This is a genomic window from Klebsiella sp. P1927 (assembly GCF_018204675.1).
GTDB classification, from domain to species: domain Bacteria; phylum Pseudomonadota; class Gammaproteobacteria; order Enterobacterales; family Enterobacteriaceae; genus Klebsiella; species Klebsiella pneumoniae.
Genome location: NZ_CP073377.1, coordinates 2,307,049 through 2,332,409 on the forward strand (window position 1 = coordinate 2,307,049; position 25,361 = coordinate 2,332,409).

At 57.4% G+C, this 25,361-nt stretch carries 29 protein-coding genes and 4 pseudogenes; 18 read left to right on the forward strand and 15 right to left on the reverse strand.

Annotated features, from left to right (window positions below; translation table 11 throughout):
- Positions 1-19 precede the first annotated feature (19 nt).
- From KB892_RS11655 to puuE, 3 genes and pseudogenes are all read left to right on the forward strand, one after another.
- Positions 20-736: a GntR family transcriptional regulator gene (locus KB892_RS11655; RefSeq protein WP_004179987.1), complete on the forward strand. Its 717-nt coding sequence runs from the start codon at positions 20-22 to the stop codon at positions 734-736.
- Positions 736-1,607: pseudogene (gene hpxA / locus KB892_RS11660) on the forward strand (allantoin racemase). Before KB892_RS11655 ends, hpxA begins: the two are co-directional and overlap by 1 nt.
- Positions 1,492-2,424, forward strand: coding sequence for an allantoinase PuuE (puuE, locus tag KB892_RS11665; protein WP_004199965.1), 933 nt, complete (start codon positions 1,492-1,494; stop codon positions 2,422-2,424). Before hpxA ends, puuE begins: the two are co-directional and overlap by 116 nt.
- An 88-nt stretch (positions 2,425-2,512) precedes the next feature.
- On the opposite strand, the gene KB892_RS11670 is transcribed toward puuE, so the two are convergent.
- On the reverse strand, positions 2,513-3,304 hold the full coding sequence (locus KB892_RS11670; protein ID WP_004184144.1) for a sulfite exporter TauE/SafE family protein: 792 nt from the start codon (positions 3,302-3,304) through the stop codon (positions 2,513-2,515).
- 109 nt (positions 3,305-3,413) lie between these two features.
- Here KB892_RS11670 and KB892_RS11675 point away from each other — a divergent pair, with 109 nt between their 5' ends.
- From KB892_RS11675 to KB892_RS31120, 5 genes and pseudogenes are all read left to right on the forward strand, one after another.
- Positions 3,414-4,181, forward strand: coding sequence for an AraC family transcriptional regulator (locus KB892_RS11675; protein ID WP_004189983.1), 768 nt, complete (start codon positions 3,414-3,416; stop codon positions 4,179-4,181).
- A 202-nt stretch (positions 4,182-4,383) separates the two neighbouring features.
- Positions 4,384-4,608 (forward strand): hypothetical protein, encoded by a 225-nt coding sequence (locus tag KB892_RS11680; protein WP_004199962.1) that lies wholly within the window; start codon positions 4,384-4,386, stop codon positions 4,606-4,608.
- A gap of 4 nt (positions 4,609-4,612) precedes the next feature.
- Positions 4,613-4,756, forward strand: a complete 144-nt coding sequence (locus KB892_RS11685; RefSeq protein WP_004184140.1) for a hypothetical protein — start codon at positions 4,613-4,615, stop codon at positions 4,754-4,756.
- 71 nt (positions 4,757-4,827) lie between these two features.
- Positions 4,828-5,448 (forward strand): histidine phosphatase family protein, encoded by a 621-nt coding sequence (locus KB892_RS11690; RefSeq protein ID WP_017896232.1) that lies wholly within the window; start codon positions 4,828-4,830, stop codon positions 5,446-5,448.
- 110 nt (positions 5,449-5,558) lie between these two features.
- Positions 5,559-5,663 (forward strand): annotated as a pseudogene (locus KB892_RS31120) (LysE family translocator); the annotation flags it as partial.
- Between the two features lie 45 nt (positions 5,664-5,708).
- On the opposite strand, the gene KB892_RS11695 reads toward KB892_RS31120, so the two are convergent.
- Positions 5,709-6,218 carry a cysteine hydrolase family protein gene (locus tag KB892_RS11695; RefSeq protein ID WP_014343084.1) on the reverse strand — a complete coding sequence of 170 codons (510 nt, stop codon included), beginning with the start codon at positions 6,216-6,218 and terminating at the stop codon, positions 5,709-5,711.
- Positions 6,219-6,543: 325 nt separating this feature from the next.
- On the opposite strand from KB892_RS11695, the pseudogene KB892_RS11700 reads away from it, so the two are divergent.
- Positions 6,544-7,068 (forward strand): annotated as a pseudogene (locus tag KB892_RS11700) (SDR family NAD(P)-dependent oxidoreductase); the annotation flags it as partial.
- A 15-nt stretch (positions 7,069-7,083) separates the two neighbouring features.
- Positions 7,084-7,287 carry a deoxygluconate dehydrogenase gene (locus KB892_RS31505; RefSeq protein WP_014343083.1) on the forward strand — a complete coding sequence of 68 codons (204 nt, stop codon included), beginning with the start codon at positions 7,084-7,086 and terminating at the stop codon, positions 7,285-7,287.
- Positions 7,288-7,421: 134 nt separating this feature from the next.
- Here KB892_RS31505 and KB892_RS11705 read toward each other — a convergent pair whose 3' ends face one another.
- Positions 7,422-8,147, reverse strand: a complete 726-nt coding sequence (locus KB892_RS11705) for a type 1 glutamine amidotransferase (protein ID WP_004199957.1) — start codon at positions 8,145-8,147, stop codon at positions 7,422-7,424.
- A 119-nt stretch (positions 8,148-8,266) separates the two neighbouring features.
- Here KB892_RS11705 and KB892_RS11710 point away from each other — a divergent pair, with 119 nt between their 5' ends.
- Positions 8,267-9,040, forward strand: coding sequence for an AraC family transcriptional regulator (locus KB892_RS11710; RefSeq protein ID WP_004199956.1), 774 nt, complete (start codon positions 8,267-8,269; stop codon positions 9,038-9,040).
- Between the two features lie 464 nt (positions 9,041-9,504).
- Here KB892_RS11710 and KB892_RS11715 read toward each other — a convergent pair whose 3' ends face one another.
- Together KB892_RS11715 and KB892_RS11720 are read right to left on the reverse strand one after the other, a co-directional pair.
- Positions 9,505-10,404: a hypothetical protein gene (locus tag KB892_RS11715; protein WP_017896235.1), complete on the reverse strand. Its 900-nt coding sequence runs from the start codon at positions 10,402-10,404 to the stop codon at positions 9,505-9,507.
- 202 nt (positions 10,405-10,606) lie between these two features.
- A complete protein-coding gene (locus KB892_RS11720) occupies positions 10,607-10,963 on the reverse strand; it encodes an ASCH domain-containing protein (protein WP_014343081.1) in 357 nt (118 codons plus the stop codon).
- Positions 10,964-11,140: 177 nt separating this feature from the next.
- On the opposite strand from KB892_RS11720, the pseudogene KB892_RS31125 reads away from it, so the two are divergent.
- A pseudogene (locus KB892_RS31125) lies at positions 11,141-11,308 on the forward strand (EamA-like transporter family protein); the annotation flags it as partial.
- 3 nt (positions 11,309-11,311) lie between these two features.
- Here the strand turns inward: KB892_RS31125 and fabF are convergent.
- From fabF to KB892_RS11745, 5 genes are read right to left on the reverse strand one after another with little or no spacing between them, the layout of a single operon-like run.
- The gene (fabF, locus tag KB892_RS11725; RefSeq protein ID WP_014343080.1) at positions 11,312-12,586 is read right to left on the reverse strand and encodes a beta-ketoacyl-ACP synthase II; all 1,275 of its coding nucleotides are present in this window, start codon (positions 12,584-12,586) and stop codon (positions 11,312-11,314) included.
- A gap of 19 nt (positions 12,587-12,605) precedes the next feature.
- On the reverse strand, positions 12,606-14,168 hold the full coding sequence (locus KB892_RS11730; protein ID WP_014343079.1) for a DHA2 family efflux MFS transporter permease subunit: 1,563 nt from the start codon (positions 14,166-14,168) through the stop codon (positions 12,606-12,608).
- Positions 14,165-15,208 (reverse strand): HlyD family secretion protein, encoded by a 1,044-nt coding sequence (locus tag KB892_RS11735; protein WP_004199950.1) that lies wholly within the window; start codon positions 15,206-15,208, stop codon positions 14,165-14,167. The genes KB892_RS11730 and KB892_RS11735 overlap by 4 nt, the downstream gene beginning before the upstream one ends.
- Positions 15,192-15,749, reverse strand: coding sequence for a winged helix-turn-helix transcriptional regulator (locus KB892_RS11740; RefSeq protein WP_004199948.1), 558 nt, complete (start codon positions 15,747-15,749; stop codon positions 15,192-15,194). The genes KB892_RS11735 and KB892_RS11740 overlap by 17 nt, the downstream gene beginning before the upstream one ends.
- Entirely contained in the window at positions 15,746-15,868 is a 123-nt protein-coding gene (locus KB892_RS11745; protein WP_014343077.1) for a hypothetical protein, read from the reverse strand. The genes KB892_RS11740 and KB892_RS11745 overlap by 4 nt, the downstream gene beginning before the upstream one ends.
- 201 nt (positions 15,869-16,069) lie before the next feature.
- Between KB892_RS11745 and asd the strand changes: the two genes are divergently transcribed.
- The gene (gene asd, locus KB892_RS11750; RefSeq protein ID WP_004199947.1) at positions 16,070-17,188 is read left to right on the forward strand and encodes an aspartate-semialdehyde dehydrogenase; all 1,119 of its coding nucleotides are present in this window, start codon (positions 16,070-16,072) and stop codon (positions 17,186-17,188) included.
- A gap of 37 nt (positions 17,189-17,225) precedes the next feature.
- Here asd and KB892_RS11755 read toward each other — a convergent pair whose 3' ends face one another.
- From KB892_RS11755 to hpxW, 5 genes are all read right to left on the reverse strand, one after another.
- Complete coding sequence (locus KB892_RS11755) at positions 17,226-17,648, reverse strand: GNAT family N-acetyltransferase (protein WP_004176111.1); 423 nt, start codon at positions 17,646-17,648, stop codon at positions 17,226-17,228.
- 85 nt (positions 17,649-17,733) lie between these two features.
- Entirely contained in the window at positions 17,734-18,120 is a 387-nt protein-coding gene (hpxZ, locus tag KB892_RS11760) for an oxalurate catabolism protein HpxZ (protein WP_002905421.1), read from the reverse strand.
- Positions 18,117-19,514 carry an AtzE family amidohydrolase gene (locus KB892_RS11765; RefSeq protein ID WP_004199945.1) on the reverse strand — a complete coding sequence of 466 codons (1,398 nt, stop codon included), beginning with the start codon at positions 19,512-19,514 and terminating at the stop codon, positions 18,117-18,119. Before KB892_RS11765 ends, hpxZ begins: the two co-directional genes overlap by 4 nt.
- Complete coding sequence (gene hpxX, locus KB892_RS11770; protein ID WP_004176113.1) at positions 19,511-19,696, reverse strand: oxalurate catabolism protein HpxX; 186 nt, start codon at positions 19,694-19,696, stop codon at positions 19,511-19,513. Before hpxX ends, KB892_RS11765 begins: the two co-directional genes overlap by 4 nt.
- A 10-nt stretch (positions 19,697-19,706) precedes the next feature.
- Positions 19,707-21,293 carry an oxamate amidohydrolase gene (gene hpxW, locus KB892_RS11775; protein ID WP_004199943.1) on the reverse strand — a complete coding sequence of 529 codons (1,587 nt, stop codon included), beginning with the start codon at positions 21,291-21,293 and terminating at the stop codon, positions 19,707-19,709.
- A 179-nt stretch (positions 21,294-21,472) separates the two neighbouring features.
- Here hpxW and hpxU point away from each other — a divergent pair, with 179 nt between their 5' ends.
- From hpxU to KB892_RS11800, 5 genes are all read left to right on the forward strand, one after another.
- Entirely contained in the window at positions 21,473-22,312 is an 840-nt protein-coding gene (gene hpxU, locus KB892_RS11780; RefSeq protein ID WP_004176115.1) for a MurR/RpiR family transcriptional regulator HpxU, read from the forward strand.
- Positions 22,313-22,526: 214 nt separating this feature from the next.
- Entirely contained in the window at positions 22,527-23,312 is a 786-nt protein-coding gene (locus KB892_RS11785) for a transporter substrate-binding domain-containing protein (RefSeq protein WP_004143665.1), read from the forward strand.
- A 9-nt stretch (positions 23,313-23,321) separates the two neighbouring features.
- Positions 23,322-23,987 carry an amino acid ABC transporter permease gene (locus KB892_RS11790; RefSeq protein WP_004176117.1) on the forward strand — a complete coding sequence of 222 codons (666 nt, stop codon included), beginning with the start codon at positions 23,322-23,324 and terminating at the stop codon, positions 23,985-23,987.
- Positions 23,987-24,643: an amino acid ABC transporter permease gene (locus KB892_RS11795; protein ID WP_004176118.1), complete on the forward strand. Its 657-nt coding sequence runs from the start codon at positions 23,987-23,989 to the stop codon at positions 24,641-24,643. The genes KB892_RS11790 and KB892_RS11795 overlap by 1 nt, the downstream gene beginning before the upstream one ends.
- Positions 24,624-25,361 (forward strand): amino acid ABC transporter ATP-binding protein, encoded by a 738-nt coding sequence (locus KB892_RS11800; protein WP_004143660.1) that lies wholly within the window; start codon positions 24,624-24,626, stop codon positions 25,359-25,361. Before KB892_RS11795 ends, KB892_RS11800 begins: the two co-directional genes overlap by 20 nt.

Consider the following 25,361-nt stretch of genomic DNA (forward strand, 5'->3'; position numbering starts at 1 on the left):
GTGAAACCGGAGTGGGTTAATGAATAATGAACATCGTCTCCAGGCCGCGCCAGCGCTGCAGGACAAGGACGAAAGCATTTACCAGGCGCTGATGACGGCTATCGTCGAACATCAGCTGCCGCCGGGCAGCAAACTGCCGGAAGAGGCGCTGGCGGAGGTGTTCGCCGTGAGCCGCACCGGCATCAGAAAGGTGCTGCAACGACTCGCCGCTGTGCAACTGGTCACGTTGACGCCCAAACGTGGTGCACACGTCACCAGCCCGAGCGTGGAAGAGTCCCAGGCGATCTTTCGCACCCGGGCGCTGCTTGAGGTCGCCAATCTCCCCGATGTGATCGCGCGCTGTCAGCCGCCGCATCTGGCGGCGCTGGAGAACATTATTCAGCGTGAACAGCAGGCCCATGCGGCGCACGACGGCCCGGCGGCGATCCGCCACTCCGCTGACTTTCATATTCAGCTGCAGGCTATCTCCGGCAACCCGGTGCTCACCGAGATGGTGACCCGCCTCAGCCAGCGCTCCTCTTTAGTGATTGCCGCCTGGGGCGCCCCCTGGCGACAGGGCTGCCGTTGCGACGATCACCAGCAGCTGGTCGGTTTGCTGCGGGATAAAGCCCTGCAGCCGCTCAGCGAGGCGCTGATGCACCATTTTGATCATATTGTCGCCAGCCTGTGCTTCGAGCGCGATGGCGTCAGCCTGCCCGATTTTTCCCGGCTGTTCGCCGGCCACAAGGAGTCGTGATGTCTTCCGTTCGTATACAAGTGATTAACCCCAACACCAGCCTGGCGATGACTGAAACGATAGGCGCCGCTGCGCGTGCGGTCGCTGCACCGGGCACCGAGATCCTTGCGGTCTGTCCCCGCGCCGGGGTGCCGTCAATTGAGGGCCACTTTGACGAAGCCATCGCGGCGGTCGGCGTGCTGGAGCAGATCAGGGCCGGACGCGAGCAGGGAGTGGATGGGCATGTGATCGCCTGCTTCGGCGACCCGGCGCTGCTGGCGGCGCGGGAGCTGGCCCAGGGGCCGGTGATCGGTATCGCGGAGGCGGCAATGCATATGGCGACGATGGTCGCCACCCGTTTCTCCATTGTGACCACGCTGCCGCGCACGCTGATCATCGCCCGTCATTTGCTGCACCAGTACGGATTTCATCAACATTGCGCGGCGCTACACGCCATTGATTTGCCGGTGCTGGCGCTGGAAGACGGCAGTGGCCTGGCACAGGAGAAAGTGCGTGAGCGCTGCATTCGCGCGCTGAAAGAGGATGGCAGCGGGGCGATTGTTCTTGGCTGCGGCGGGATGGCGACCCTGGCGCAGGAGCTGACCCGCGAGCTACGGGTGCCGGTGATCGATGGCGTCAGCGCGGCGGTGAAGATGGTGGAGTCGCTGGTCGCGCTGGGCCTGGCGACCAGCAAGCATGGGGACTTAGCGTTCCCGGAGAAAAAAGCGTTAAGCGGACAGTTTCAGTCGTTAAATCCATTTTAAAAGGGGCAGGAGATGGGAGAGAACCAGGAACACTATCCTCGCGATCTGCGAGGTTACGCAGGGGAACCGCCGCACGCGCGCTGGCCGGGTGGGGCGCGGATCGCGGTGCAGTTTGTCCTCAACTATGAGGAAGGCGCGGAGAATCACGTCCTGCATGGCGATGCGGGTTCGGAACAGTTCCTGTCCGATATTATCGGCGCCGCCAGCTACCCGGCGCGCCATATGTCGATGGATTCACTCTATGAGTACGGCAGCCGGGCAGGGTTCTGGCGCATCCATCGCGAGTTCAGCCAGCGCGGGCTGCCGTTGACGGTCTTCGGCGTGGCGATGGCGCTGGCGCGGCATCCGGAGATTGTGGCGGCGATCAAGGCCGCGGATTACGATGTGGTCAGCCACGGCTGGCGCTGGATCCACTATCAGCACATGGATATCGCCGAGGAGCGCGAGCATCTGCGCAAAGCGGTGCAGGTACTGACCGACCTGTTCGGCAAACCGCCCACCGGCTGGTATACCGGCCGCGACAGCCCTAACACCCGCCAGCTGGTGGTGGAGCACGGCGGCTTTGACTACGACAGCGATTATTACGGCGATGATTTACCTTTCTGGAGCGAAGTGGCCTGCAGCGACGGCAGCCAGCGGCCGCACCTGATCGTGCCTTATACCCTCGACGCCAACGACATGCGCTTCGCCACCGCCCAGGGATTCAACACCGCGGAGCAGTTTTATACCTATCTGAAAGACAGCTTTGACGTGCTGTACGCCGAGGGTGAAACCGCGCCGAAGATGATGTCCGTGGGAATGCACTGCCGGCTGCTTGGGCGTCCGGGCCGTTTCCGCGCGCTGCAGCGTTTCCTTGACTATATCCAGCAGCACGACAAGGTGTGGGTCTGCACCCGGCAGCAGATTGCCGACCACTGGCGCGAAACCCATCCGTATCGCGGGTAGCTTGTTGCCCCTGATCCTGGCCCTCTCTCCAGGGAGAGGGCTCCGCCCGGTCGCGTCTGTTACACCGGTTTACCAGAATGTAATTTGATTATTGAATAAGCATGGCGAGGAGTACCAGGCACAGCAGCAGCACATAGATGCGCGCATACCATACATCAGGTACCGCAGGGATTGCCCGGCGGCTAAACACTATCCCGGCCCAGCCGGTCAGGACGAGCAGGCCTAAAATTTTCAGGCTGATAAACCCCAGAAATCCGCTCAGCGGAATGCTGTGCCAGCCAATGACGGCATAGGTCACAGCCCCGCATAGCGCCACGGGCAAAGAAAGCGGGTTGGATGCGCTAACGCACTCCTGCATTGCATACCCGTGTCGCCGTAGCAGGGGCACCGTCATGACGCTGCCGCCCACGCCCAGCAATGCGGCGATCGTACCGATAATCACACCGCCGCCGGTGACCACTGGCAGGGACAGGCGACGCCGAGCGCTGCCCGTGAAAAAACCCTTGCGCAACAAACAATCGCTGATGGTTGCCAGCATATAGAGAATAAACAGCGCGCGAACAATATTCTCGCTCAATATCCCCGCCAGACAGGAGCCGACCACCGCCCCAATGGCAATAAACCATAACAACGGAAACAGCGTCTGCGCGGCAAGCCTGCCCGCCCGCCAGTTTCGATAGCTGACCCAGCCGGCGTTAAATATCATCACCGCCGTTGAGGTAGCCACCGCGACATGCATGGCGTTGCCCGCGATCGCCGGCTGCCGGAGCATCAGTTGATAGACAAAGGGCACCACCACAAAGCCGCCGCCGAAGCCGAACAGCACCGTGGTAATGCCGGTAGTAAAGCCTGCCAGCGCAATAATAACGATCTCATTCAAGAGAGTATCCCCGACCTGAAAATGAGCGAGCAGCTTATACCGGTCGCGTACTGCTTCCCATTTGCGTAGCGCTCAATTACCTTTGTAAATTGGTCAGAGGGAGGCAGGTGTGCGCAACGTAAAAATTGACGAGTTCGATCGACTCGATCGTGATGTGGTGGCGTTAGGTAATGACTATGCGCAGGGATTTATCCTGCCCCCGCACCAGCATCGTCGCGCACAGCTACTGTATGGCGCGACCGGACTGATGTATGTCACTACGCAGGACGGAGAATGGGTGGTTCCTCCGCAACACGCTGTCTGGATCCCCCCTGAAACCGTGCATGCCGTCAGATTTGCAGGGGTGACCACGCGTAGCTTGTATATTGAGCCAGATTGTGTGGCCGCTTTCATTAAACACCGTCGTTGCGAAGTGATCAGCGTCTCGCCGCTGTTGCGCCAGCTACTGCTTGAGGCTGTGGATTTACCACCGTTGTACGACAGCCCACGCGATCGCACGCTGATACAGTTGATGTTGCTGGAACTGGCCGCCATGCCGGTCCGCGAATTTGACATTCCGTTGCCGCAGCATCCGGCGCTGCTGGCGCTTTGTCAGGCTTTTTTGCTTAACCCCTCTATCCATGATCCTGCGGCGCGCTGGGCCAGGGCGCTGTTTATGAGTCCTAGTACCTTTCGCCGCCATTTCCTGAAGCAGCTGGGCCTGTCGTTTTCCGCCTGGCGACAGCGAGCCTGCGTGGTGAGCGCCCTGGCATGGTTGATAGCAGGCAAACCGGTGAACGAAGTGGCATTATCCCTTGGATACGACAATGCGTCCTCTTTCGCCACCATGTTCCGCCGCGTGACCGGGCAGCCGCCGTCGTTTTATCACCCAGCCTGAGGCGTCGGAGAAGGGGACTCCGGCAGCATGTGTCGGAAATGAATGTCGCTTTTATGGCGTTGCTATGCGTTTACGCGGTCATAAGACAGATAATCCGGGAAGGCCTGGCTTCGTCTTCAGGTACCCCTACATTTAGTGGTGGCTACATCCAGGCGGTTTATCTATTCTGCCTGTAACCGTGAGAAGACCGGAGTCTCTCTTTGTGAACCATCTTATCGTTGAAAAAATCATCATCATCTTTCTTCTCATCCTGTGGGGATTCGATACATTCAGGACCAGGAAAAGAAAACGTTATGATCCCGCCATTGAAGCGGCTGATGCCAGCGAACGCCATCAATGGCGCTATCTGAGATGGGGGTTTCGGATCATACAGGTGGTAGCGGGAGTGTATATCGTCGTTCAACTGATACAGGTATTACTGAGATAGAGGCATGGGCAGAGTTGCTTTTCGCGTCGACAAGGGGAAGCGTTCGCTCTGTGCCAGAGCAGACGTTAACGTCGATAACTACGTCACTTCTGAAGCTGAACATAACCATTATCAGCTACACTTGTTCCTGTTTTTCGTCGAGAGCTGAGAACTTGCCTGCATATCAAAGGAGGGTTTTTAGATGATAACATTTCAAATAACGGCTTATGTGACCCTGCAATGATGCAAGTGATACTGGTTCGACACGCGGAAACAGAATGGAATGTAAAAAATATTATTCAGGGACACAGTGATAGCGCATTGACGCTTCGTGGGGAGCGTCAAACATCAGCTTTATTGGCAGCGCTTGCAGAGAGTGATTACCGGGTAGAATGTGTTTACGCGTCTCCACTTGGCCGGGCCTGGCAAATGGGACAGCGCCTGGCTGAGCGTTTTTATTGTTCACTGATAGCTGAACCGGCTCTGAAAGAACAGGCTTTTGGTCAGTTTGAAGGCATGACAACCGTAGCGCTGCTGCAAAATAATCCGGACGCCGCAGAAGCATTATTCACCCTGGATGCAGAGTATTGTCCGCCAGGGGGTGAGTCTCTCTCAGATGCTTCGCAGCGAATGATACATTTTTTATCCAGTCTGGAAAAAAAACATCATCATCGAACAATATGTATTGTGTCTCACGGGCAGGTCATTCAGGGCGTGCTTGCGACATTAAAAAGTGGATCTGTGGATGATTTTCACCGCTATGCACAACCCAATGCGAGTTACGCCGTTTTCGAGCTGATTAATGGAAGCTGTACCGTTCTAAGCTGGGGGATCGCGACACATTTACGTCACCTGGATTAGCCGTTACCTTGCTGTCATTCAAATCGATGATGATTGAAGTACAACGTCCGCTTCTTGCCCGCATCGAACGGAGGTAACGTAGCGGAAATATGTTTTCGGACTCTACCAGGATGCCTTCCATCGAAACGTTTATGACTTTCCTTCTCGCACTGACGCTTCTGGAGATTTCTCCTGGGCCAGACATGATGCTGACTATCGCCACCAGGAGCGGACGTTCAGATGACTGAGGATCCCCGGTTATATCCTCCCGTTTTTTGACGTCAGAAATTCATAGTTTTATGCCCAGGTTTTGATATTTCAGAGGAACTGGTAACAAAAGCATGTTGAGGTAGAACTTTTTTAAGTAAAAACATATTGGTGTCAGGATCTGGATCTGCGCAATAATCATTCACAACGATAAGGCGGTAATCCAGATCAAAAGCTTGTCCGACTGTGGAAAGCACCACACGACTGGTAGTTACACCCGTAAGAATCAGGTTTTCGATGCCTTGAGCACGAAGGATCATCTCAAGTTCAGTAAACGAGAAAGCTCCGACTCTGCGTTTGACGATGACGACTTCATTTTCTGCTGGAGCAACATCAGGATGAATAGCCGTGCTCTCGTTATCAGCCATAAAAACTCCATTCTCCTTAATCGAAGCGAAGATAGTGTTGTTTTTGCTGACCTCTGGATACCCCTTGCGGAATCCGACGCTGACATAAATGACCGGTACGCCTGCTGTGCGCGTAGCGGCAATCAGCGGAAAGCCGCCTCCGCCTTCTTGAGGCAATCAATTCAAGCAGACGTAGCCTGAGGGCGAGGGGTATTGCGATATCCTAATATAAGTCGCCAGTTTTGATGACAGAACGACAAAAATCCGCTTTTCGCTCACAGCGGATCTTCACCTGCGTTAGCTCGTCCGCTCCTCCCTTAAAGCTGCCCTTTACGGCAGACTAGTGCCAGGAGCGGATGTTGCATGCCCACAGGAGCGCGATGGAAATGTAGCAGTACAACTTATCCCTATCGTCAAAAAATGGCACTAACTGAAAGATGTCAATCTGCTTCCTCATATATATCTACATTCCCCCCTATTCATTAATAAAGGATGGATGAAGATGCTGAGAGGTAAAAGAGCTGTAATTACCGGTGGTGGCACGGGATTTGGTCAGGCGCTGAGCGTATGGTTAGCGCGAGAAGGCGTCGAGGTGGATTTTTGCGCGAGGCGCGCTGATGACATTCAAAAAACTTGCAGTATCATTACGGCTGAAGGCGGAATGGCGAAAGGGCATCTCTGTGATTTAACCCTACCTGAATCCCTTTCTCAGTTTTCTTCACAGTTGTTAACTTCAGACAAACCCATAGACATTTTAATCCTCAATGCTGCTCAGTGGCTTTCAGGAACATTAGACGACCAACCAGACACAGAAATTGTCAATACCATCAGTTCTGGACTGACAGGTTCTATTCTACTGACTCAGGCGTTACTACCTGGGTTAAGACGTTCAGAAAGCGCAGATATCGTTTCAATTATATCTTCATGTGGGATTCCTAATTTTACAGATTCAATCGCGCACCCCGCTTTTTTTGCCAGTAAACACGGGCTTAGCGGGTTTATAACTAAACTCTCGCACCAGTTGTCCGCAGAAAATATACGTGTGACCGGTTTGTATCCACCGGATTTCGAGCTGACAGGGTTAGACTCTTTTGCCGATAGCCAGGCCAAAATGGGGGAACGGCTGATGAATGGGCGTTCAGTCTGGGAAACAATTCGCTTTGTGCTGACTCAACCCCGTAATTGCCATATCAGGAGCATCTACTTTGAAGGCCCAACTCGCGAAAAACTGGCAGTCAGAAGCTGAGTCTGCGACGTTTAACAGTGTAGCCAACGTCCGCTGATCGCTCATATCAGACCTTCAACTCAGATAGCTTGTCCGCTCTGTGCCAGGAGCGGACATTAAAATCAAAACCGATGGCAAGCTTACCGAGCATAACATTATGCTTGCGCTGCTGTGTAACGTGCTTCCAGCTTATCCAAAAAGCCAAAAAGTACTTGATTCATTTCACTGTAATCGTGCGCCCGGAGCGCTTCAGGCGTGTCAACGAAACGATATTCTGCTGCACGGCTCAGGTCTTTCTCAGAATGAGCGATCAGCCGTTCTACAACGTCCAATGTGAGCTCCATGTGGCACTGGAAACCAAAGACGCGGTCTGAATAGGCAACGATCTGCCGCGGACAGCCTTCGCTGTAAGCAATAATTTTGGCCTCTGGCGTCAAACCTGGCATATCGTTATGCCAGTGACCCACTTCAAGTGTTTTCCCAAAGTGAGAGAACATCTCATCCTTCCTGCCGTCTTCGCTCAATGTGATCGGGAATTTACCAATCTCTTTTTCCGGGCTATGAGAGAACGGCGCGCCCAGCGCTTCACCGATTAGCTGTGAACCCAGGCAGATACCGATCACCGCCTTACCGGTTTTAACCGCGGAAGCAATCAGCGCCTGTTCCGCTTTAGCATTAAAGTGCGGGCACTCTTCAAGCGTGGTGTCAGGATCTTGCGGACCGCCCATAACGATAAGAAAATCGATGCCTACGGCGTCATCAGGTAGCCGATCGCCTGCATAGACGCGTGAGTAAGTTACATCATGACCCTGGTTTATTGCCCAGGTTTCATATGCGCCCGGGGCTTCAAAACTTTCATGTACGATAAAGTGTACACGCATGAGGTTAAGCTCCTGTAATATCTTTGATGATCAGAATGATAAGTCACGCACCCATTGCCTAAGGCTCTACTCCGGGTGGTTCCAGTTTCGATATGATAATGGCAGGGGCTAAATCTGAAATGCCAGGTAGTATAGATAAAGCGCCAAGACATGATGAAGCCACAGGCTGGTCCAGTACTGCGATAAGCTATCAACGCGGCGAGGCAGATCCTCCCCATCATCATGTTGAGGGGCAGCTACTCTTCGCCACCAGAGGGGTTATGCTGGTGCAAACAGAGAGAGACCGTTGGGTGATCCCTCCTCAGCGGGCATTATGGCTACCGCCTCTGCATATCCATAGTTATCATCTGCTTTCACAAACCGATCTCAGGGCGATCTATTTCAGCAGTAGCCTTATCGCAGAATGTACGAGCTTTACGAAGAGTCAGCAGGTACATGTGATCACGGCTACGCCGTTAGTCAAAGAGCTTATCGCTGGGCTGTTCAGTGAGGACTACGCCAGACCGAGTCAACGGAAGATAGCGTTGTTGCTTCTGGAAATTCTCAGCGAGGCTCCACCTTTAACGATGGCGCTTCCCATGCCGAATGATGAGCGATTATTCAGCGCGGCCAGATCGCTACTGGTCAATCAGCGCTGGGAATCATCGCTGAGCGAGCTGGCTTTTATGTCGGCCATGTCGGAACGGACCTTTTCCCGATTGTTTATGAAGGATACAGGCTTTAGTTTAAGAACATGGAAGCAGAGAGCCAGAATTTGCGCTTCGTTGGATCTTCTCGCGAACGGTGTTCCAATCAAACAGGTCGCTTACCAGCTTGGTTTCTCATGCCCGGCGGCCTTTACCGCTGCTTTTCGCTGCATTTTGGGGGCAACGCCACGCGATTATGTGCCTTAAACCGGGAAACCCTCAAAGCGGTCTTTGAGACTGTCATGGGCATATTACCAGACGCAGAAACCCTGCGAGGGCAGGGATATCCCGCCTTTGCTGTTGAGAAAGGTAGTTTAATTTGCACCCGACACACTCTCATTGATTAAAGCACGGAGTGGAGATTACTGCGGTCCACAGTTCTGACAAACCGTGAAAGAGAAGGCTTGCATGAAGAAAAAAGGTGTCGCGATGTGTGATGAAATTACCTTATGACAGACCTTGCGGTGATTTACGGCACCGGGTGGTGGATTCCGGACGCTGTGAGCCGACTCATTGCTACGAAGCCTGATTCTGCTGTACCTCAGGCCATATGATAGCCTGCGCAACAATCACATCCTGCCCATTAATGCGTCCAGGGGAGTACTCCCGGGCCCTGGACATCCCCTGTGTGCCAAAAGCGGAAGTAGGCTGAAGATAAATTAGCATTGCTGTTAGTCGTGGGTTCTGCAGATGGGTAGAAATTGATAACTTAGGATGCAAGTTCGTCCCGCTCTTTCTGCAGTTTTCATCGAGGGGATATTCTGCGGAATAATTGTGCCCATATACATAGATAGTTCAGAATCGGAATGAGTTAATAATCGGTACAGCAGGAGTTGCGCTCGGGCCGACAATGATCGACCACGAAAAGCAGGAAGTATTACTTTGTCAGTAATACGATATCCTCTCAGAAAAGCGAGGTTTCCTTTCTGGCATATTAGCAACCCGGCGCGAACATCGTTTTCATAGATAATATATACTTCTCTCTCAGAAATATGGTCACACAACTCTTCGTCATCAACTGCTACCAAATTGCTTGCAGATAGTTCGCGAACTGTCTGCCATGTATGCTTATAGGCATCACCCAGGGCCTGACAACACCAGTCAAAATCTTCGTATGTCGCCACTTGCAAAGTAAGAGATTTATCATTGAATTCAGGGGGTTCAGAAAAAGAAGTGGCATATATATACTGGTCAGGAATACCCTGCGGGAAGGACTGGCCTGGCACAAGAATGCGGACATACTGAGCTCTGAGTTGTGACCATTCCTTACTAATGAGTTCTAATGCAGTATGATTTAGGTCAGAATCCATACCTACAATATCAATAAAAGGTTTGTTAATATTTCCGCCCTGATAACGGGGGCCAGTAAGAAATTGCTTTCCATCAATTTTGAGTTTTCGTTGTAAAAAATATTCCTGACATAATCCAGTTTCTCTCCAGGGAAATCGCGCCGAGAAACTTCTGTCTGTACACCTCGATTCCTGCTCTGACAACCATTGTTTTAACCATGAACGTAGAGTAACTTCAGGCACAGGTAGCCTGGCATATTGAGATAGCATGTAAGATAGCATAAAAAATATTTTGCCCTTGGATGTAAAAATGTTTTTTTAAACAAATCAGAATAGTTCTACTCTCGTTTTATTACCAATTATAGCTGGCACGTCAGCTCCTTGCTCAATGCGGACCTTTAGCTCGATAGCTTGTCCGCTCCGCGCCAGAAGCGAACAGTGTTATGAGTGGCCAGTGATAAAACGTCAGCCCGTTGACCTTGCCTTACAGCACCTCAACCACTTCAAATTCTTCTGCGATCAACTCCATATCTTCAGAAAAATGACCTTCAGAGCTGAAAAATCTCTGATGCTCTTTCTTCCAGTATTCAAGGCTTAAATCGCCTTCACCTTCTTTGCGGGCGAACGCTTCAGTGACATCACAAAAACGAACCAGCTGCATCGAAATCAGTCTGATCACGCAAACTGGAACATTCTGACCATCAAGAATAATGTTATAACTCCCGATTCTCGGGGCAGATTCTTCCTGCTGGTAAGAGGCAAAAGATCCGCAAGAGGCCGTTTTGATCCCTTTTTTGATCAGGTCAGCAAGCTCGTTAGCCAGCTCCGGACTGTCACCCATTTGCCAGGCATCTGCGCCGGGATATTTCTTTTTTATTTCCTCAACCTCAACCATGAAAATTCCTTCGTTATCGTCAATGAAAAGAAAAGCTATCCCTTTTTTAACATGAGCGGTCCCAACATAATAGGCGATATCATTCTTTAGATAGTGTGGTCCGTTCTTCGCTCAAAACTGACCTTGATCGATAACTTCGGCTGGCTGGACAATGCGTCGATTCCATTCTCGATGAGCCGAATAGGCGCCATTGTCTCACTGGGTATCGCGCTGTACTTGATTTACTCCAGCAGCAGGGCAAAAGCCGCAACGGTGGAAATCCCCCGTCGGCCAGTACCGCAGGGGAGCTGACGATTATTGCCAGCGTTTCAGCAGCAGGCTGGCGTTAACGCCGCCAAAGCCAAAACCGTTCGACAGCGCATAACGCATCTTCTGCGGGCGGGCCTGCAGCGCCACCAGGTTCATGCCTGCCGCGTCTTCATCGGGGTGATGCAGGTTCAGCGTCGGCGGCACCACCTGGTCACGCAGGGCCTGAATGGTGAAGATGGCCTCGATCCCGCCGGCCGCGCCTAACAGATGGCCGGTGGCGGATTTCGTCGAGGTAATGGCGACCGGATGCGCGCCAAACAGCGTTTTAATCGCCGCCAGCTCACCTTTATCACCGACCTGCGTCGAGGTGGCGTGGGCGTTGATATGATCAATCTCGTCGACGGTCACCCCGGCCTGGCGAATAGCGATCTCCATGGCCCGACGTGCGCCGTTCCCGTCTTCCGGGCCTGCGGTCAGGTGATAAGCATCTGCGCTGGTGCCGTAGCCCACCAGCTCGGCCAGCGGCGTGGCCCCGCGCGCCAGCGCGTGCTCCAGAGATTCGATCACAATAAGCCCGGCGCCTTCTCCCATCACAAAACCATCGCGGTCACGGTCAAAGGGGCGGGAAGCGCTTTCCGGCTGGTCGCTGTAGGCGCTGGACAGCGCCCTTACCGCGGCAAACCCGGCCAGGCTAACGCGATGAATTGCCGCTTCCGCGCCGCCGCAGAGGGCAATATCCGCCTCGCCGCTGCGGATCATCCGCGCTGCATCGCCGATGGCCTGGGCACCCGCTGCGCAGGCGGTGACCGGCGCGCCGATGGGGCCCCGGAAGCCGTGGGCGATAGACACATGCCCGGCGGCCAGGTTGGCCAGAAAAGAGGGGATAGTGAACGGCGAGAGACGACGCGGCCCGCGCTCCTCGGTGGTATGTACCGCATTGGCGATCTCGCTGAACCCGCCGATCCCGGTGGCGATCACCGTGGCAGTGCGTTCCTGTTCGGCCTCGGATGCTGGCGACCAACCGGCCTGGGCCAGCGCTTCGCGCGCGGCGACCAGCGCAAACTCAATAAAGCGATCCATCTTTTTGCGCTCTTTCGCCGGGATGGTCGCCAGCGGGTCGAAGCCGTGCAGCGGATCGCTGTCAATGGACGGCACCTGGCCAGCCACTTTGCAGGGAATATCCGCGACCAGCTGCTCGCTGAGTCGGGTGATCCCTGACTTTCCTGCCAGCAGCGACTGCCAGACGTGCTGTACGCCGCAGCCCAGCGGGCTGACAATCCCCATCCCGGTGACGACAATGCGTTTAACGGAAACGCCCATAGTTAACTCTCCTGTAGTATCAGTGTGCCGGCGGCTTTTTCATCAAGGGAGCCAGCAGCGCGGCAAGTAAAAAACCCATCATGATGAGGTAGAAAGCATCGGAAAATGCCTGGGTTCGCGCCTCCCGTAGCGCCAGCGCGGAAAGATTTTTCAGCGCCGCCGTCTGCGCGGCATCCGGCGAGATCCCCTGGACGGTGAAGTTTGCCGCGCTGCGCTGAACAAAATCGCTCATTGCCAGGTTGGCGTTATTCAGATGGTCCGCCAGGCGGCTATAGTGCAGATTGGTTCTGTCGTTAAGCACCGTGCCGCACAGGGCGATGCCGATGGCGCCCCCGAGGTTGCGCATCAGATTAAACAGCCCGGAGGCCAGCTTCAGGCGCGCGGGCGGCAGGCTGCCCAGCGTCAGGGTCACCGTTGGCGCGACGGCAAACTGCTGCGCCAGTCCGCGAAAGGCCTGCGGGAGCAGCAACTGGTCCGCCCCCCAGTCGTGAGTGATCGGAACAAAGCTGTACATTGACACCGCAAAGCCGATCAGCCCGGCCATCAGCAGCCAGCGCAGATCGACGCGGTTGGCGAGCCACGAATAAAACGGAATAGACATGACCTGGAACAGACCGGTGGAAAATACCGCCAGGCCGATCTCCAGCGCACTGAAACCGCGCACGCTCCCCAGATACAGCGGGGTTAAATAGATGGTGGCGAAGATGCCGACGCCGGCCATAAACGAGAAATAGCAGCCGAGGCTGAAGGTTCGATCCTGCAGGGCGCGGAGATCCATCACCGGCTGCGGATGGCGCAGGGTGCGGATAACAAAGGCCACGCCGCAGAGCAGGGCGACCCAGGCGGTGGTCGTCAGGGTCGCGTCATCAAACCAGCCCCAGCGCGGACCTTCTTCGAGGGTATATTCCAGGCAGCCGAGGGACAAGGCCAGCAGCAGAATACTGAGATAGTCGGCGCCGCGCAGCAGAGTAGGGTCGGCGCTGTCTACTTTTACCAGCAGCGGCACTGCCACCGCGATGTAAATCCCCGGAACAACGTTGATAAAGAACAGCCAGTGCCAGTTGTAGTTTTCGGTGATCCAGCCGCCCACCGTTGGACCCAGCGTAGGGGCGAGGGAGGCCAGGCCGCCGATCGTCGCCGCGGCGATGACCCGCTGTTTGCCCTGAAAAAAGGCGAAAGCGGTGGTGAACACCAGGGGGATCATCGACCCGCCCGCCAGTCCCTGCAGGGCGCGGAAGGCGATCATACTCTGGATGTTCCACGCCCAGCCGCACAGCAGGCTCATCAGCGTGAAGCCCGCCGCGGAAGCGGCAAACAGCCAGCGGGTCGACATGACCCGGGCCAGCCAGCCGGAAAGCGGGATAATAATGATCTCGGCGATCAGGTAGCTGGTTTGTACCCAGACGGTTTCATCGTCGCCCGCCGACAGGCCGCCGCCAATATCCCGCAGCGAGGCGGAGACGATCTGGATGTCGATAAGGGCAATAAACATCCCCACGCACATGCTGGCGAAGGCGAAGATCTTCTTCGCCGTCGGCATCGACAGACCCTGCGGGGCGGACAGCGCCTGAACGGTGCTCATCGAGGGCTCTTTTCGTTCACGGTGACGATCACCGACAGTCCCGGGCGCAGGACGTCAAGCTTTGCCCCGTCACCTTCCAGCGCAATGCGGACCGGCACCCGCTGCACGATTTTAGTGAAATTCCCGGTCGCGTTCTCCGCCGGCAGAATGCTGAAGCGTGAGCCGGTCGCCGGCGCCAGGCTGGCGACATGCCCCTTAAAGGTATGGTTCGGCAGCACATCGGCGACGATGGTCGCCGGCTGGCCGGCACGCATATGCGCCAGCTGGTTTTCCTTGAAGTTAGCGTCAATCCACAGGCCGTGCGCGGGTACCAGGGAGAGCAGCTGCGTACCGCTGCTGACGAAGGAGCCGGACCACGCGCGGCGGTTGCCAATCACCCCATCGAACGGCGCGCGAATGTCGGTATAGCTGAGGTTCAGCCTGGCCATCTCGAGGTTAGCCTGGGCCTGCGCCAGGGCAGCCAGGATTTGCTGGTGGCGAGCATCCAGCACCGCCAGCTGACGTTCGGCCACGGTTTTATCCGCTTTGGCCTTCTCCTGCTCGGCGTGCGCCCGGCGATAATCGGCGGAGGCGTTATCGCGGATCTGTGCGGAAATCGCGCTCGACGCGGCCAGGGCGTTATAGCGTCGGTTGTCGTTAGCCAGTTTTTCGGTTGCCGCCGTGGCGGCCAGTAACGAGGCCGCAGAGCCGGCAATGGTCGCCTGCTGAAGCTGGCGGGTAGCCTGGATATCGGCCAGCGCGGCCTGCTGCGCCGCCACTTCTCCGGCGGCTTTCGCGAGGGCGGCGCGATAATCGCGGTCGTCAATGCGGATCAACAGGTCACCTTTTTTCACCGCCATATTGTCCTGCACCGCCAGCTGCTGGATATAGCCGGAGACTTTGCTGGAGATGGCGCTAATGTCGCCGCCGACATAGGCATCATCGGTGGTCTGCATAAAGCGCCCGGTATGCCACCAGTAAGCGCCGTAGCTCGCTGCCGCCAGGGCGGCAGCCCCCAGGGCCGCCAGGACAAGAATATTTTTCTTACTGGTCGGATTCATTGCTGGCATCTCTGTAAGGTTCAGGCTGGAATTTTTGTCCGCTATCGCCTTCGCGTTTGCGCAGCAGATATTCATGACGATATTTCATCAGCGGCGATGCGGCGGGGCCCGGCACCATGGCGTATTTACCCGGGATAATCTCTTCCCCAGTCGCTTTATCCACCATGACTGGCTCCACGTGGCGCTGGGTTGCCATTTCCACCAGCTGCATCTGACGCCCTTCGGGGGCGAAGTGGCGATTACCCCATTCCGCCAGCGCCAGCAGCACCATGCGGAAATCGCGGCCGCGCGGCGTGAGGTGGTATTCGTAGCGCGGCGGGGTGCTGCTGTAGCACACCTTCTCCAGCAGTCCGTCATCGACCAGTTCCTTCAGGCGGCGCGACAGAATATTGGGCGCGACGTTGCTGCTTTTCTGGAACTCGTCAAAGCGGGTAAAGCCCGCGAAGGCATCGCGCAGGATCATGATGCTCCAGCTGTCGCCGATGCGGCCCAGGCTGCGGGCGATGGGGCAGGGAGCGCGGCAAAGCGGTTCATTTTTCATGGGCTGTCCAGTAACCAGGTGGCTTTTGCCAGCAAATTGACATAGTAACTATCAAAATGCAAGTTACTCTTCATGGTACCCAGAGAAGAAGCTGCTGCCGTTTCGCTACGCCGTTTCACCTTTGAATGCCGAATATTGGACAGTCGCCGCCGCCTTATATCTTCTTGACCGTAATAAGAGATAAATATCGCTGATGGCAGATGAAACATTTTAATAATGATAAAAATCGATGTGCTGGGTAATGACCTTTATTGGGGGATACGATATAAGGTATGGCGACACTCAAATTAACATTCTCATAACTTATAAAGGTTAAATAAATGAAGCAGGTGGGTATTGTTGGTTGGCGAGGGATGGTGGGCTCAGTATTGTTGCAACGCATGATCGAAGAAAATGATTTCGACGATATTACAGCGCATTTTTTTAGTACCTCCAGTGCGGGTGCCCCGGGCCCGGTTATTAATGGTAGAAGCGACAGGCTGAAAGATGCGAATTCCCTTAGCGCACTCGCCGAAATGGATATCATCATCACCTGTCAGGGCGGGGATTATACCAAAGCCATCTATCCGGCGTTAATTAACCATGGCTGGCAAGGTTACTGGATTGATGCGGCTTCGGCGCTGCGGATGGATGAAAGAGCCTGCATTATTCTCGACCCCGTCAACCGCGAAAATATCGATCGTGCGGTAAAAGCGGGAATTAAACTGTTTGTCGGCGGCAACTGCTCCATTACGCTGAGCCTGATGGGGTTGGCCGGGCTGATAAAAGCGGATCTTATCGAATGGATGAGCGTGATGACCTATCAGTCTGCCTCCGGGGCGGGCGCCAAACAGGTGCGGGAATTAATCGCACAAAGCGCTTATATCAGTCAGCATTTATCCGCTGATGAACTGACATCATCAGGTTCCGTGCTGCCATTGGTAAATAAAGTGAGTGAGTTGATTAACAGCGCGGGCATGCCGGTGGAGACTTTTGGCGTCCCCCTCATGGGCAGCATCATTCCGTGGATCGACAGCGATCTGGGCGATGGAAACAGCCGCGAAGAATGGAAGGGCGAGGCGGAAACTAATAAAATTCTTGGCCTTGCGCCGGGTACCATCCCGGTCAATGGTTTATGCATTCGGGTCGGGGTGATCCGCTGTCACAGCGCGGCGATTACGCTGAAACTTAAACGTGAGGTCAGCGAAGCGGAATTTGCTGAGTTAGTCACCCATTCCCATCCGTGGGTAAACTATGTCCGCAATAATAAGCAAGAGAGTGTCAGTAAATTGACCCCGGCTGCTATTAGTGGTTCGCTGCAGGTAGGTATTGGCCGCTACAAGAAAATGTCGCTAAATAATGACCCAGTCTACTCGGTGTTAACGGTTGGCGATCAGCTATTGTGGGGGGCTGCGGAGCCCCTGCGCCGCATGTTAAATATCCTGCTGGGCAAAATATAGTTACGGTCATCCGGGGAAAGCCCTCGCGCGCAGGCGGTTAAGACAAATGTTTAACGAAGCGTTTGCGAACCTCCTTGTAGCCGTTATTTTCATAAAATTGATGCGCTCTGATTCTTTTTTCACTACTTGAAAGTTCGATCTGAGCGCATTGTTTATCGCGGGCGAGGCGCTCTGCGGCCTGGAGAAGCTGCTGGCCTATCCCTGATCCACGTGACGATTCCTCGATGACCAGCGCGGAAATTAATGCCCATAAACGGTTCTCATGTACCGGTAAAATAAAATTGATAACGATTACGCCACACACGGCGTTTTCTGTTTCCGCCACCAGCGCACTCATCATGCTCTGCGGGGCAGTGATGCGTTGCGCTAAGATCGCCGTCTCCGTCTGATAGCCCAGCTGCAGAAATAGCGTTTGCAGCGAGGGGATATCTTTTGCTTCCGCAGCTCTGATGAACACCATGATATTCGACTCCAAATAGCATGTTACCGGACCGGAAGCGGGCCGGTGGATACCTTAGTCTCCGGTCCGCTCCCGTATACTCTACTCAGTCCATCAGACTGACCTGGGCGGCGACAATCCGCCAGCCGTAGGGGAAGCGTACCCAGGTCTGCTGCTGGCGGCCCAGGCGCGCGCTGCCTTCGCGGGTGAACTCGGTGCTGCACACCGCCATATCCGCGCCAAAGGTGGTAATGGTGGTATGGCGCAGATCGCGGGCCAGACCGGCGGCGGGGCGGGCGGCGCGAAAGGCGCGGATCGCCTCGATGCCATACAGATTTTCGCCGGCTCCCAGCCGTACGGTGCGCGGGTCGTGCCAGAACAGCGCATCCAGCGCCTCGATGTTATTGCTGACCAGCGCCTCTTCATACTGATAAAACGCCGCCGTCACCTCGGCGAGGATCGCCGGGCGGTCTACATTATCCAGATTGATCATGCTGCACTCTCCGCCACTCGGGCATCGGTAATGCCCATCGCTTCCAGCGCCCGCGCGGCGCGAAGACAGGCTTGTTCGTTAAACGGCGCGGCAATCAGCTGCAGGCCAATCGGCTTACCGCTGGCGGTACGCAGGGGCACGGTCACCACCGGCAGCCCGAGGAAGGAGATCGGCTGCGTCAGCATTCCCATGCTGGCGCGCACCGGCAGCGGCTGGCCGTTAATCACCATCTCCTCCGCGCCTATTGGCGTGGCGCTGCATGGGGTGGCCGGGGCGATCAGCACGTCGGCCTGGCTGAACAGGGATTTCATTGCCTGGCGAGCATGACGGCGAAAACGCTGAGCCTGCAGATACCACGCGGAGGGGATCATCGCGCCGGCCAGCAGCCGCTCGCGGGAGTGGGGTTCAAAGCGCTCGGGCGAGTGGCGAAGATCCGTCAGGTACTGATTGCCGCCTTCGCTGGCGCTGATGATAAAGGCCGCCGAGCGGGCCAGCGCGGCATCCGCGAACTGCAGCTCGCTGTCGGCGCCCAGCGCGTGGGCGACCCGATCCACGGCCGCCCGGGCGTCGTCATCGCACCAGGTGGTGAAATAGCCGCCCAGCCGCGCGCAGCGCAGCCCCTCCAGTCCGCGTTCCAGCAGATTGCCGGTGCGCTCGCTGGCTTTATCAGCCTGAAAGTCATCGGCCGGGTCGCGCCCCTGCAGGGCGTCATACACCGCGGCGAGGTCGGCCACCCGGCGGGCAAAAGGACCAATATGATCCAGACTGGCGACAAACGGATGGCTGCCGGAGCGCGACAGGCGCCCGAAAGTGGGTTTCAGGCCAAAGATCCCGCACAGCGACGCGGGGACGCGGATCGAGCCGTTGGTGTCGCTGCCGAGGCTGAAATGAACCAGCCCGGCCGCCACCGCCGCGGCCGAACCGCCGGAAGAACCGCCGGCGATCCGCGACAGATCGTGCGGGTTGCGCGTCGCGCCATAGTAGCTGTTTTCGGTGGTGAAGCCGTAGGCGTAGGCGTCCATATTGAGCATCCCGCTGAGCAGGGCGCCGGCGCTGTGCAGCTGGCGCACCGCCCAGCTGTCGCTGGCTGCCGGCGGCCGATCGCTCAGCAGTTCGGCGCCGGCGAGGGTGGTGTGCCCGGCGACATCAAACAGATTTTTCACTGCGTAAGGAATGCCTGCCAGCGGCGGCAGGGGGCGCTTTTCCCGGCGCAGGGCGTCGATGCTGTCGGCCTCCGCCAGCATGCGCTGGGCGGTGACCTCGGTCCAGGCGTTGATCTGCGGATTCACGCGGGCGATATCGTCCAGCGTCTGGCGGGCGATCTCCCGGGCGCTCAGTTCGCCATCGTGCAGCGCACGCTGGAGATCGGCAATGGTGAAGTGTTGAAGAGTCATGCTTTATACACCCCCGCAATCTCCTCGCGCGGCCCGAGGGGATAGTCCATCAGCGGCTGCGCCATGGCGGCGATGCGGGCAAACTGGCGCTCCAGCTCCTTACGGCGCGGCGCATCCAGCTCCATATCCAACAGGTGAGTCATCTGCGTCAGATACTCGCTCCAGTCTGGCTGTGTGGTCATGGTCTGCTCCTTAGTACCCGGCGGCGGCGCCGTTGCTGCGTGGATCGGTCGCCCCTTCAAGCAGACCGTTGGGATGGCGGACAATGGCCCCGGCGTGGCCCATCGCTTCGCTGAAATCGGCCAGCACTTCTACGTCATGCCCCAGCTCGCGCAGGCGAGCGATACAGGCGGGGGCAAAGCGTCCCTCCAGCTTCAGTGAGTCGGAGGACTGGCCCCAGGTGCGGCCCAGCAGCCAGCGCGGACGGGAGATGCTCTCCTGCAACGGCACCCCCTGCAGGATATAGCGGGTAAACAGCGCCGCCTGCGTTTGCGGCTGACCGTCGCCGCCCATCGAGCCATAGACCATCACCCGGCCATCGTTCAGGCGCGCGGCGGCAGGGTTGAGGGTGTGGAATGGCTGTTTGCCAGGGGCCAGCGCCAGGAGATGCTGCGGATCGAGGCTGAAGGCCGCCCCGCGGTTTTGCCAGACGATCCCGGTGTCCGGGAGCACCACGCCGCTGCCGAACTCGTGATAAATACTCTGAATAAATGACACTGCCAGTCCGCTGTTATCCACGACGCCCATCCAGACGGTATCGCCCGGGCCTTTGCCGCGGCCCCAGGGGGAAGCGCTGGCGTCGTCGATGCTGTCGGCCAGCGGCTGCAGGGCTTCCGGGGTGAGCAACTGCTGTACATCCACATCCAGATGGCGTGGATCGGTGATATGCGCATCGCGCAGGGCAAATGCCCGCTTGGTGGCTTCGACAATACGGTGCACCGTTTGCGCGTCGTCGGCATCGGCCATGTTCAGGCGGTCGGTGATGCCAAGGATCGCCAGCGACACCAGTCCCTGCGTCGGCGGCGCAAGATTCCACAGCGTGCCCTGCTGGTGCTGGAGCGTCAGCGGCGCCGGACGCCGGGCGCGGTGGGCCTGCAGGTCGCGGAGGGTGACAGGCATCCCCAGCGCGGCCATACCCTGCGCCAGACGCTCGGCCAGCGGCCCGCGATAAAAGCTGTCGAGACCGTCGCTGGCCAGCATGCGCAGGGTACCGGCGAGGGCGGGCTGGCGGAAGCGGCTGCCGGGCCGCGGGGCCTCGCCCGCGACCAGCCAGGTTTCGCTGAAGCCCGGCTGATGGCGCAGCTCTTCCAGTTTGCTGGCGGTGGCGTGGGCCTGCGAGGCAGTGACCGGAATGCCGTCTTCGGCATAGCCGATCGCATCGGCCAGCAGGCGGGCCACCGGCAGCGCGCGGCCGGTTAAGTCCCGTGAAATACGCAGCGCCTCGTCCCAGCCGCTGACGGTGCCGGCGACGGTCAGCGCGGCCTGAGCTCCCCGGTGGGGAATATGCCGCTGTCCGGCGTAGGCCTCGAGGGTCGCCAGCGATCCGGCGGCCCCGCTGGCGTCAATGGCGATTGGGTCTCCCTCAGGCGGCACGATCAGCCAGAAGCCATCGCCGCCGAGGCCATTCATATGGGGATAGACGACGGCGATGGCCGCCGCGGCAGCCACCATCGCTTCAATGGCGCTGCCGCCCTCGCGCAGGATCGCCAGCGCGCTCTGACTGGCGAGGTGGTGGGGGGCCACCGCCATGCCGTGGGTCGAAACGTTGCTACTGTGCATAAATTATCCTTTCTGAACGAATCACCCGCAGAACACTGCAAAAGCTGTTCCATCTCTGAACGTTTCGTTTCATTGATAAAAACGATGACCAGAATTTTCCCACTGGCACGCTATGTGTAAGGCATAGCAGATACAGTATGATGAGGAATGGATGATGAAACGAAAGTTACAGGGGCGCTATGCAACAACTCGATGAACGACTGAAAGGGCAATACGCCTCGCTGTCGCCGCAGGAGCAGCGGGTGGCGGATTTCATCTTTGACCACTTTGACGACCTGATAAGCTACAACAGCGCCGAGCTGGCGCAGCTGAGCGGCGTGTCGAAAGCCACCGTCAGCCGGCTGTTCAAGCGCCTCGGTTACGACAAATATAAGGATATGCGCGATGAACTGCGCACTCTGCGTCAGAGCGGGATGCCGCTCACCGACCAGCGCGACGCGGTGCAGGGTAACACGCTGCTGGCGCGCCATTATAAGCAGGAGATGGCAAACCTCACCCAGTGGGTCAACGCCCTCGACGCCCGCCAGTTCGCTGAGGCGCTGACGGCGATGGTGGCCGCCCGCCGCATTGTGGTGATTGGCATGCGCAACGCCTATCCGGCGGCGCTGCATCTACGCCAGCAGCTGCTGCAGGCCCGCGGCCAGGTGCTGGTGCTGCCCCAGCCGGGTCAGAGTCTCAGCGAAGAGCTGGTCGATCTGACCGCCGATGATCTGGTGGTAATGATGGCGTTTCGCCGCCGGCCGCGAATAGTACGCCCGCTGCTGCAGCAGCTGCAGCGCGACGGGGTGCCGGTCCTGTTAATGTGCGAGCCGCAGGCCCACAGCCTGTTTCCGCTCTCCCGCTGGCAGCTCTGCGCGCCGCTGGACAGCGTCTCCGCCTACGATAGCTATGCCTCGGTCAACAGCCTGATTAATCTGCTGGCTAATGCCTTTCTCCATGAAACGCTCGACAGCGGTCGTCCGCGCATCCACGATATCGCCACGCTTTACCAGCAGCTGGACGAGCTGGAACAACGCTGATGGGGCGCCAGCGTGGTGCTGTGCATTATTATGGTGCAATAAAAACCACGTGATGGCGCCGCCGCTCTCTGAACACTTTTCCGTTAACGCTTGTCCTTTCTCACTTTTTGTTTTAATTCCTCGCCAACCCTCGCCTCGTCCGTATCTGGCACATTAGTTGCAAAAACAGATTCAAAGAATCTTTTGTTTCATGCTAACGTAACGGGTAAACATCATGAAGAAACTGTTGATCGCGCTGGCCGGGGCCGCTTGTCTCCTATCGTCTGTTTCTGCCGCGCAGGCTGACCAGCTCCAGGATATTGAAAAACGCGGCGTCATCCGCATTGCCGTACCCCAGGACTTTCCACCGTTCGGCTCGGTGGGTACCGACCTGCAGCCGCAGGGGTATGACATCGATATGGCGCGCTATCTGGCGAAATCGATGAAGCTCAAGCTGCAGCTGGTCCCGGTGACCAGCGCCAACCGCGTGCCGTATCTGCAGACCGATAAGGTGGACCTGGTGATCTCCAGCCTCGGCAAGAACGCCGAGCGCGAGAAGGTGATCGACTTCAGCCGCGCCTACGCCCCGTTCTTCCTCGGGGTGTTTGGCCCGAAAGGGGCGGAGCTGAAGGACGCGGCCGCGCTGAGCGGCAAAAGCATCGGCGTGACCCGTGGGGCGGTGGAAGATATGGTGCTGACCAGCGTGGCGCCGCAGGCGGCGCAGATTAAGCGCTACGAGGACAATAACACTACGCTGTCGGCTTACCTGTCCGGTCAGGTGCAGTATGTCGCCACCGGAAACCTGGTGGTGGCGGCTATCTCCCGGCAGAACGCCGACAAAGCGCCGGTCCCGAGCTTTATGCTGAAGGACTCGCCGTGCTTTATCGGTCTGAAAAAGAACGAACCGGCGCTGAAGGCAAAAGTGGATACCCTCATCGAGCAGGGCATTAAGGACGGCACCCTCAACGGTCTGTCTGAGAAGTGGCTGAAAGCGCCACTGCCTGCCAGCCTCGGCGCGTAAGGTCTGGGGATGACGGAGCAACTTCATTTCTCTGAGCTCTGGCCGCACTGGCCGGAGCTGCTGGCCGGCCTGTGGGTGACGGTGCAGTTGACGGTGCTGGCGACGATCGGCGGACTGGCGATCGGCATCCTTGGGGCGGCGATCCGCAGCGGTCGCCCGGGAATGCTCAGCCGGGTATGGGGCGGATATGTGGAAATCATCCGTAATACGCCGTTTGTGGTGCAGCTCTTTTTTATCGTCTTTGGTTTACCGAACCTGGGACTGAAGATGACCGCCGGTGAAGCGGCGCTGCTGGCGATGGTTGTTAACCTCGGCGCCTACAGCACCGAGATCGTCCGCGCCGGCATTCAGGTGACGCCGAAGGGCCAGTGGGAAGCCGGTCGCGTGCTCGGGCTTAGCCGGACGCAAACCTTCGTTCGCGTCGTACTGCCCCCGGCGCTGCAGCGGATTTATCCGGCGCTGGTCAGCCAGTGCATCATTGTGATGCTCGGCTCGTCAGTGGTGTCGCAGGTCTCCTATGAGGAGCTGACCTTCGCCGCCAACCTGATCCAGTCGCGGACATTTTTGAGCTTTGAGGTCTATCTGGTAACCACCGGGATCTACTTAGCGTTATCGATAGCGATGCGCCAGCTGCTGATGGCGGCGGGGCGTAAATGGCTGGGGGTACAGGCCTGATGACCACTTTTACTGACTGGGACATTATCCGCAACCTGCTGCTGGCCGGTCGCTGGACGGTGCTGCTGTCGCTGGTCGCGTTCACCGGCGGGGCGCTGGTGACCTTACCGTTACTGCTGCTGCGCCTCACCGGCGGACGCCAGGTGAAACGGCTGATCCGCGGGTATATTGAGCTGTTCCAGGGCACGCCGCTGCTGATGCAGCTGTTTCTGGCATTCTTTGGCGTGGCGCTGTTCGGCGTTGACGTCTCGGCGTGGACCGCCGCCTCGGTCGCCCTGACGCTCTACACCAGCGCCTTTCTGCTGGATATCTGGTTCGGCAGCATTCGCGCGCTGCCGAAAGGCCAGTGGGAAGCCTCGCGCTGTCTCGGGCTGAGCTTCGGCCAGACCCTGTACCGGGTGGTGGCGCCGCAAGCGCTGCGCATTGCCATCGCGCCGACGGTGGGCTTTGCCGTACAGGTGATCAAAGGCACGGCGCTGGCATCGATTATCGGCTTTGTGGAGCTGACCAAGGCCGGGACGATGCTGACCAACGTCACTTATCAGCCGTTTAAAGTGTTTGCCCTTGTGGCGCTGGGCTATTTCATTCTGTGCTATCCGCTGTCCCGCTACAGCCGCTATCTGGAGAACAAATTCAATGCCTCTCATCACCATTAATCAGATGCAGAAGTACTACGGCGACAACCATGTGTTGAAGGGCGTCGATCTGGATATCGACATGGGGGAAGTGATCTCGATCATCGGCCGCAGCGGCTCGGGTAAAAGCACCCTGCTGCGCTGTATCAATGGTCTGGAGGGCTACCAGGAGGGAAGCATCAAGCTCGGGGGCATGACCATCACCAACCGCGATTCCCAGGCCCGGGAGATCAGCCGCTCCATCGGCATGGTGTTCCAGAACTTTAACCTGTTCCCGCACATGACGGCGCTGGAGAACGTCATGCTGGCTCCGCGGCGGGTACTGAAGAAGTCCCAGGCCGAATGCCGGGAGCTGGCGCAGCGGATGCTGGAGAAGGTCGGTCTTGGCGACCGTCTGGATTACTATCCGGCCAATCTCTCCGGCGGCCAACAGCAGCGCGTGGCCATTGCCCGGGCGCTGGCCATGTCGCCGAAAGTTTTACTCTGTGACGAAATCACCTCGGCGCTCGACCCGGAACTGGTGGGTGAAGTGCTGAAGGTGCTGGAGCAACTGGCGGCGGAAGGTATGACGCTGATCCTCGTCACCCATGAAATGAATTTTGCCCGCGAAGTGGGCGACCGCGTGGTGTTTATGCATCAGGGACGCGTCTGGGAGCAGGGCGACAGCAAAACGCTGTTCGCCAGCCCGCAGACCAGCGAACTGAAACAGTTTATCTCCTCGGTGCGCGGTCTTAACTAA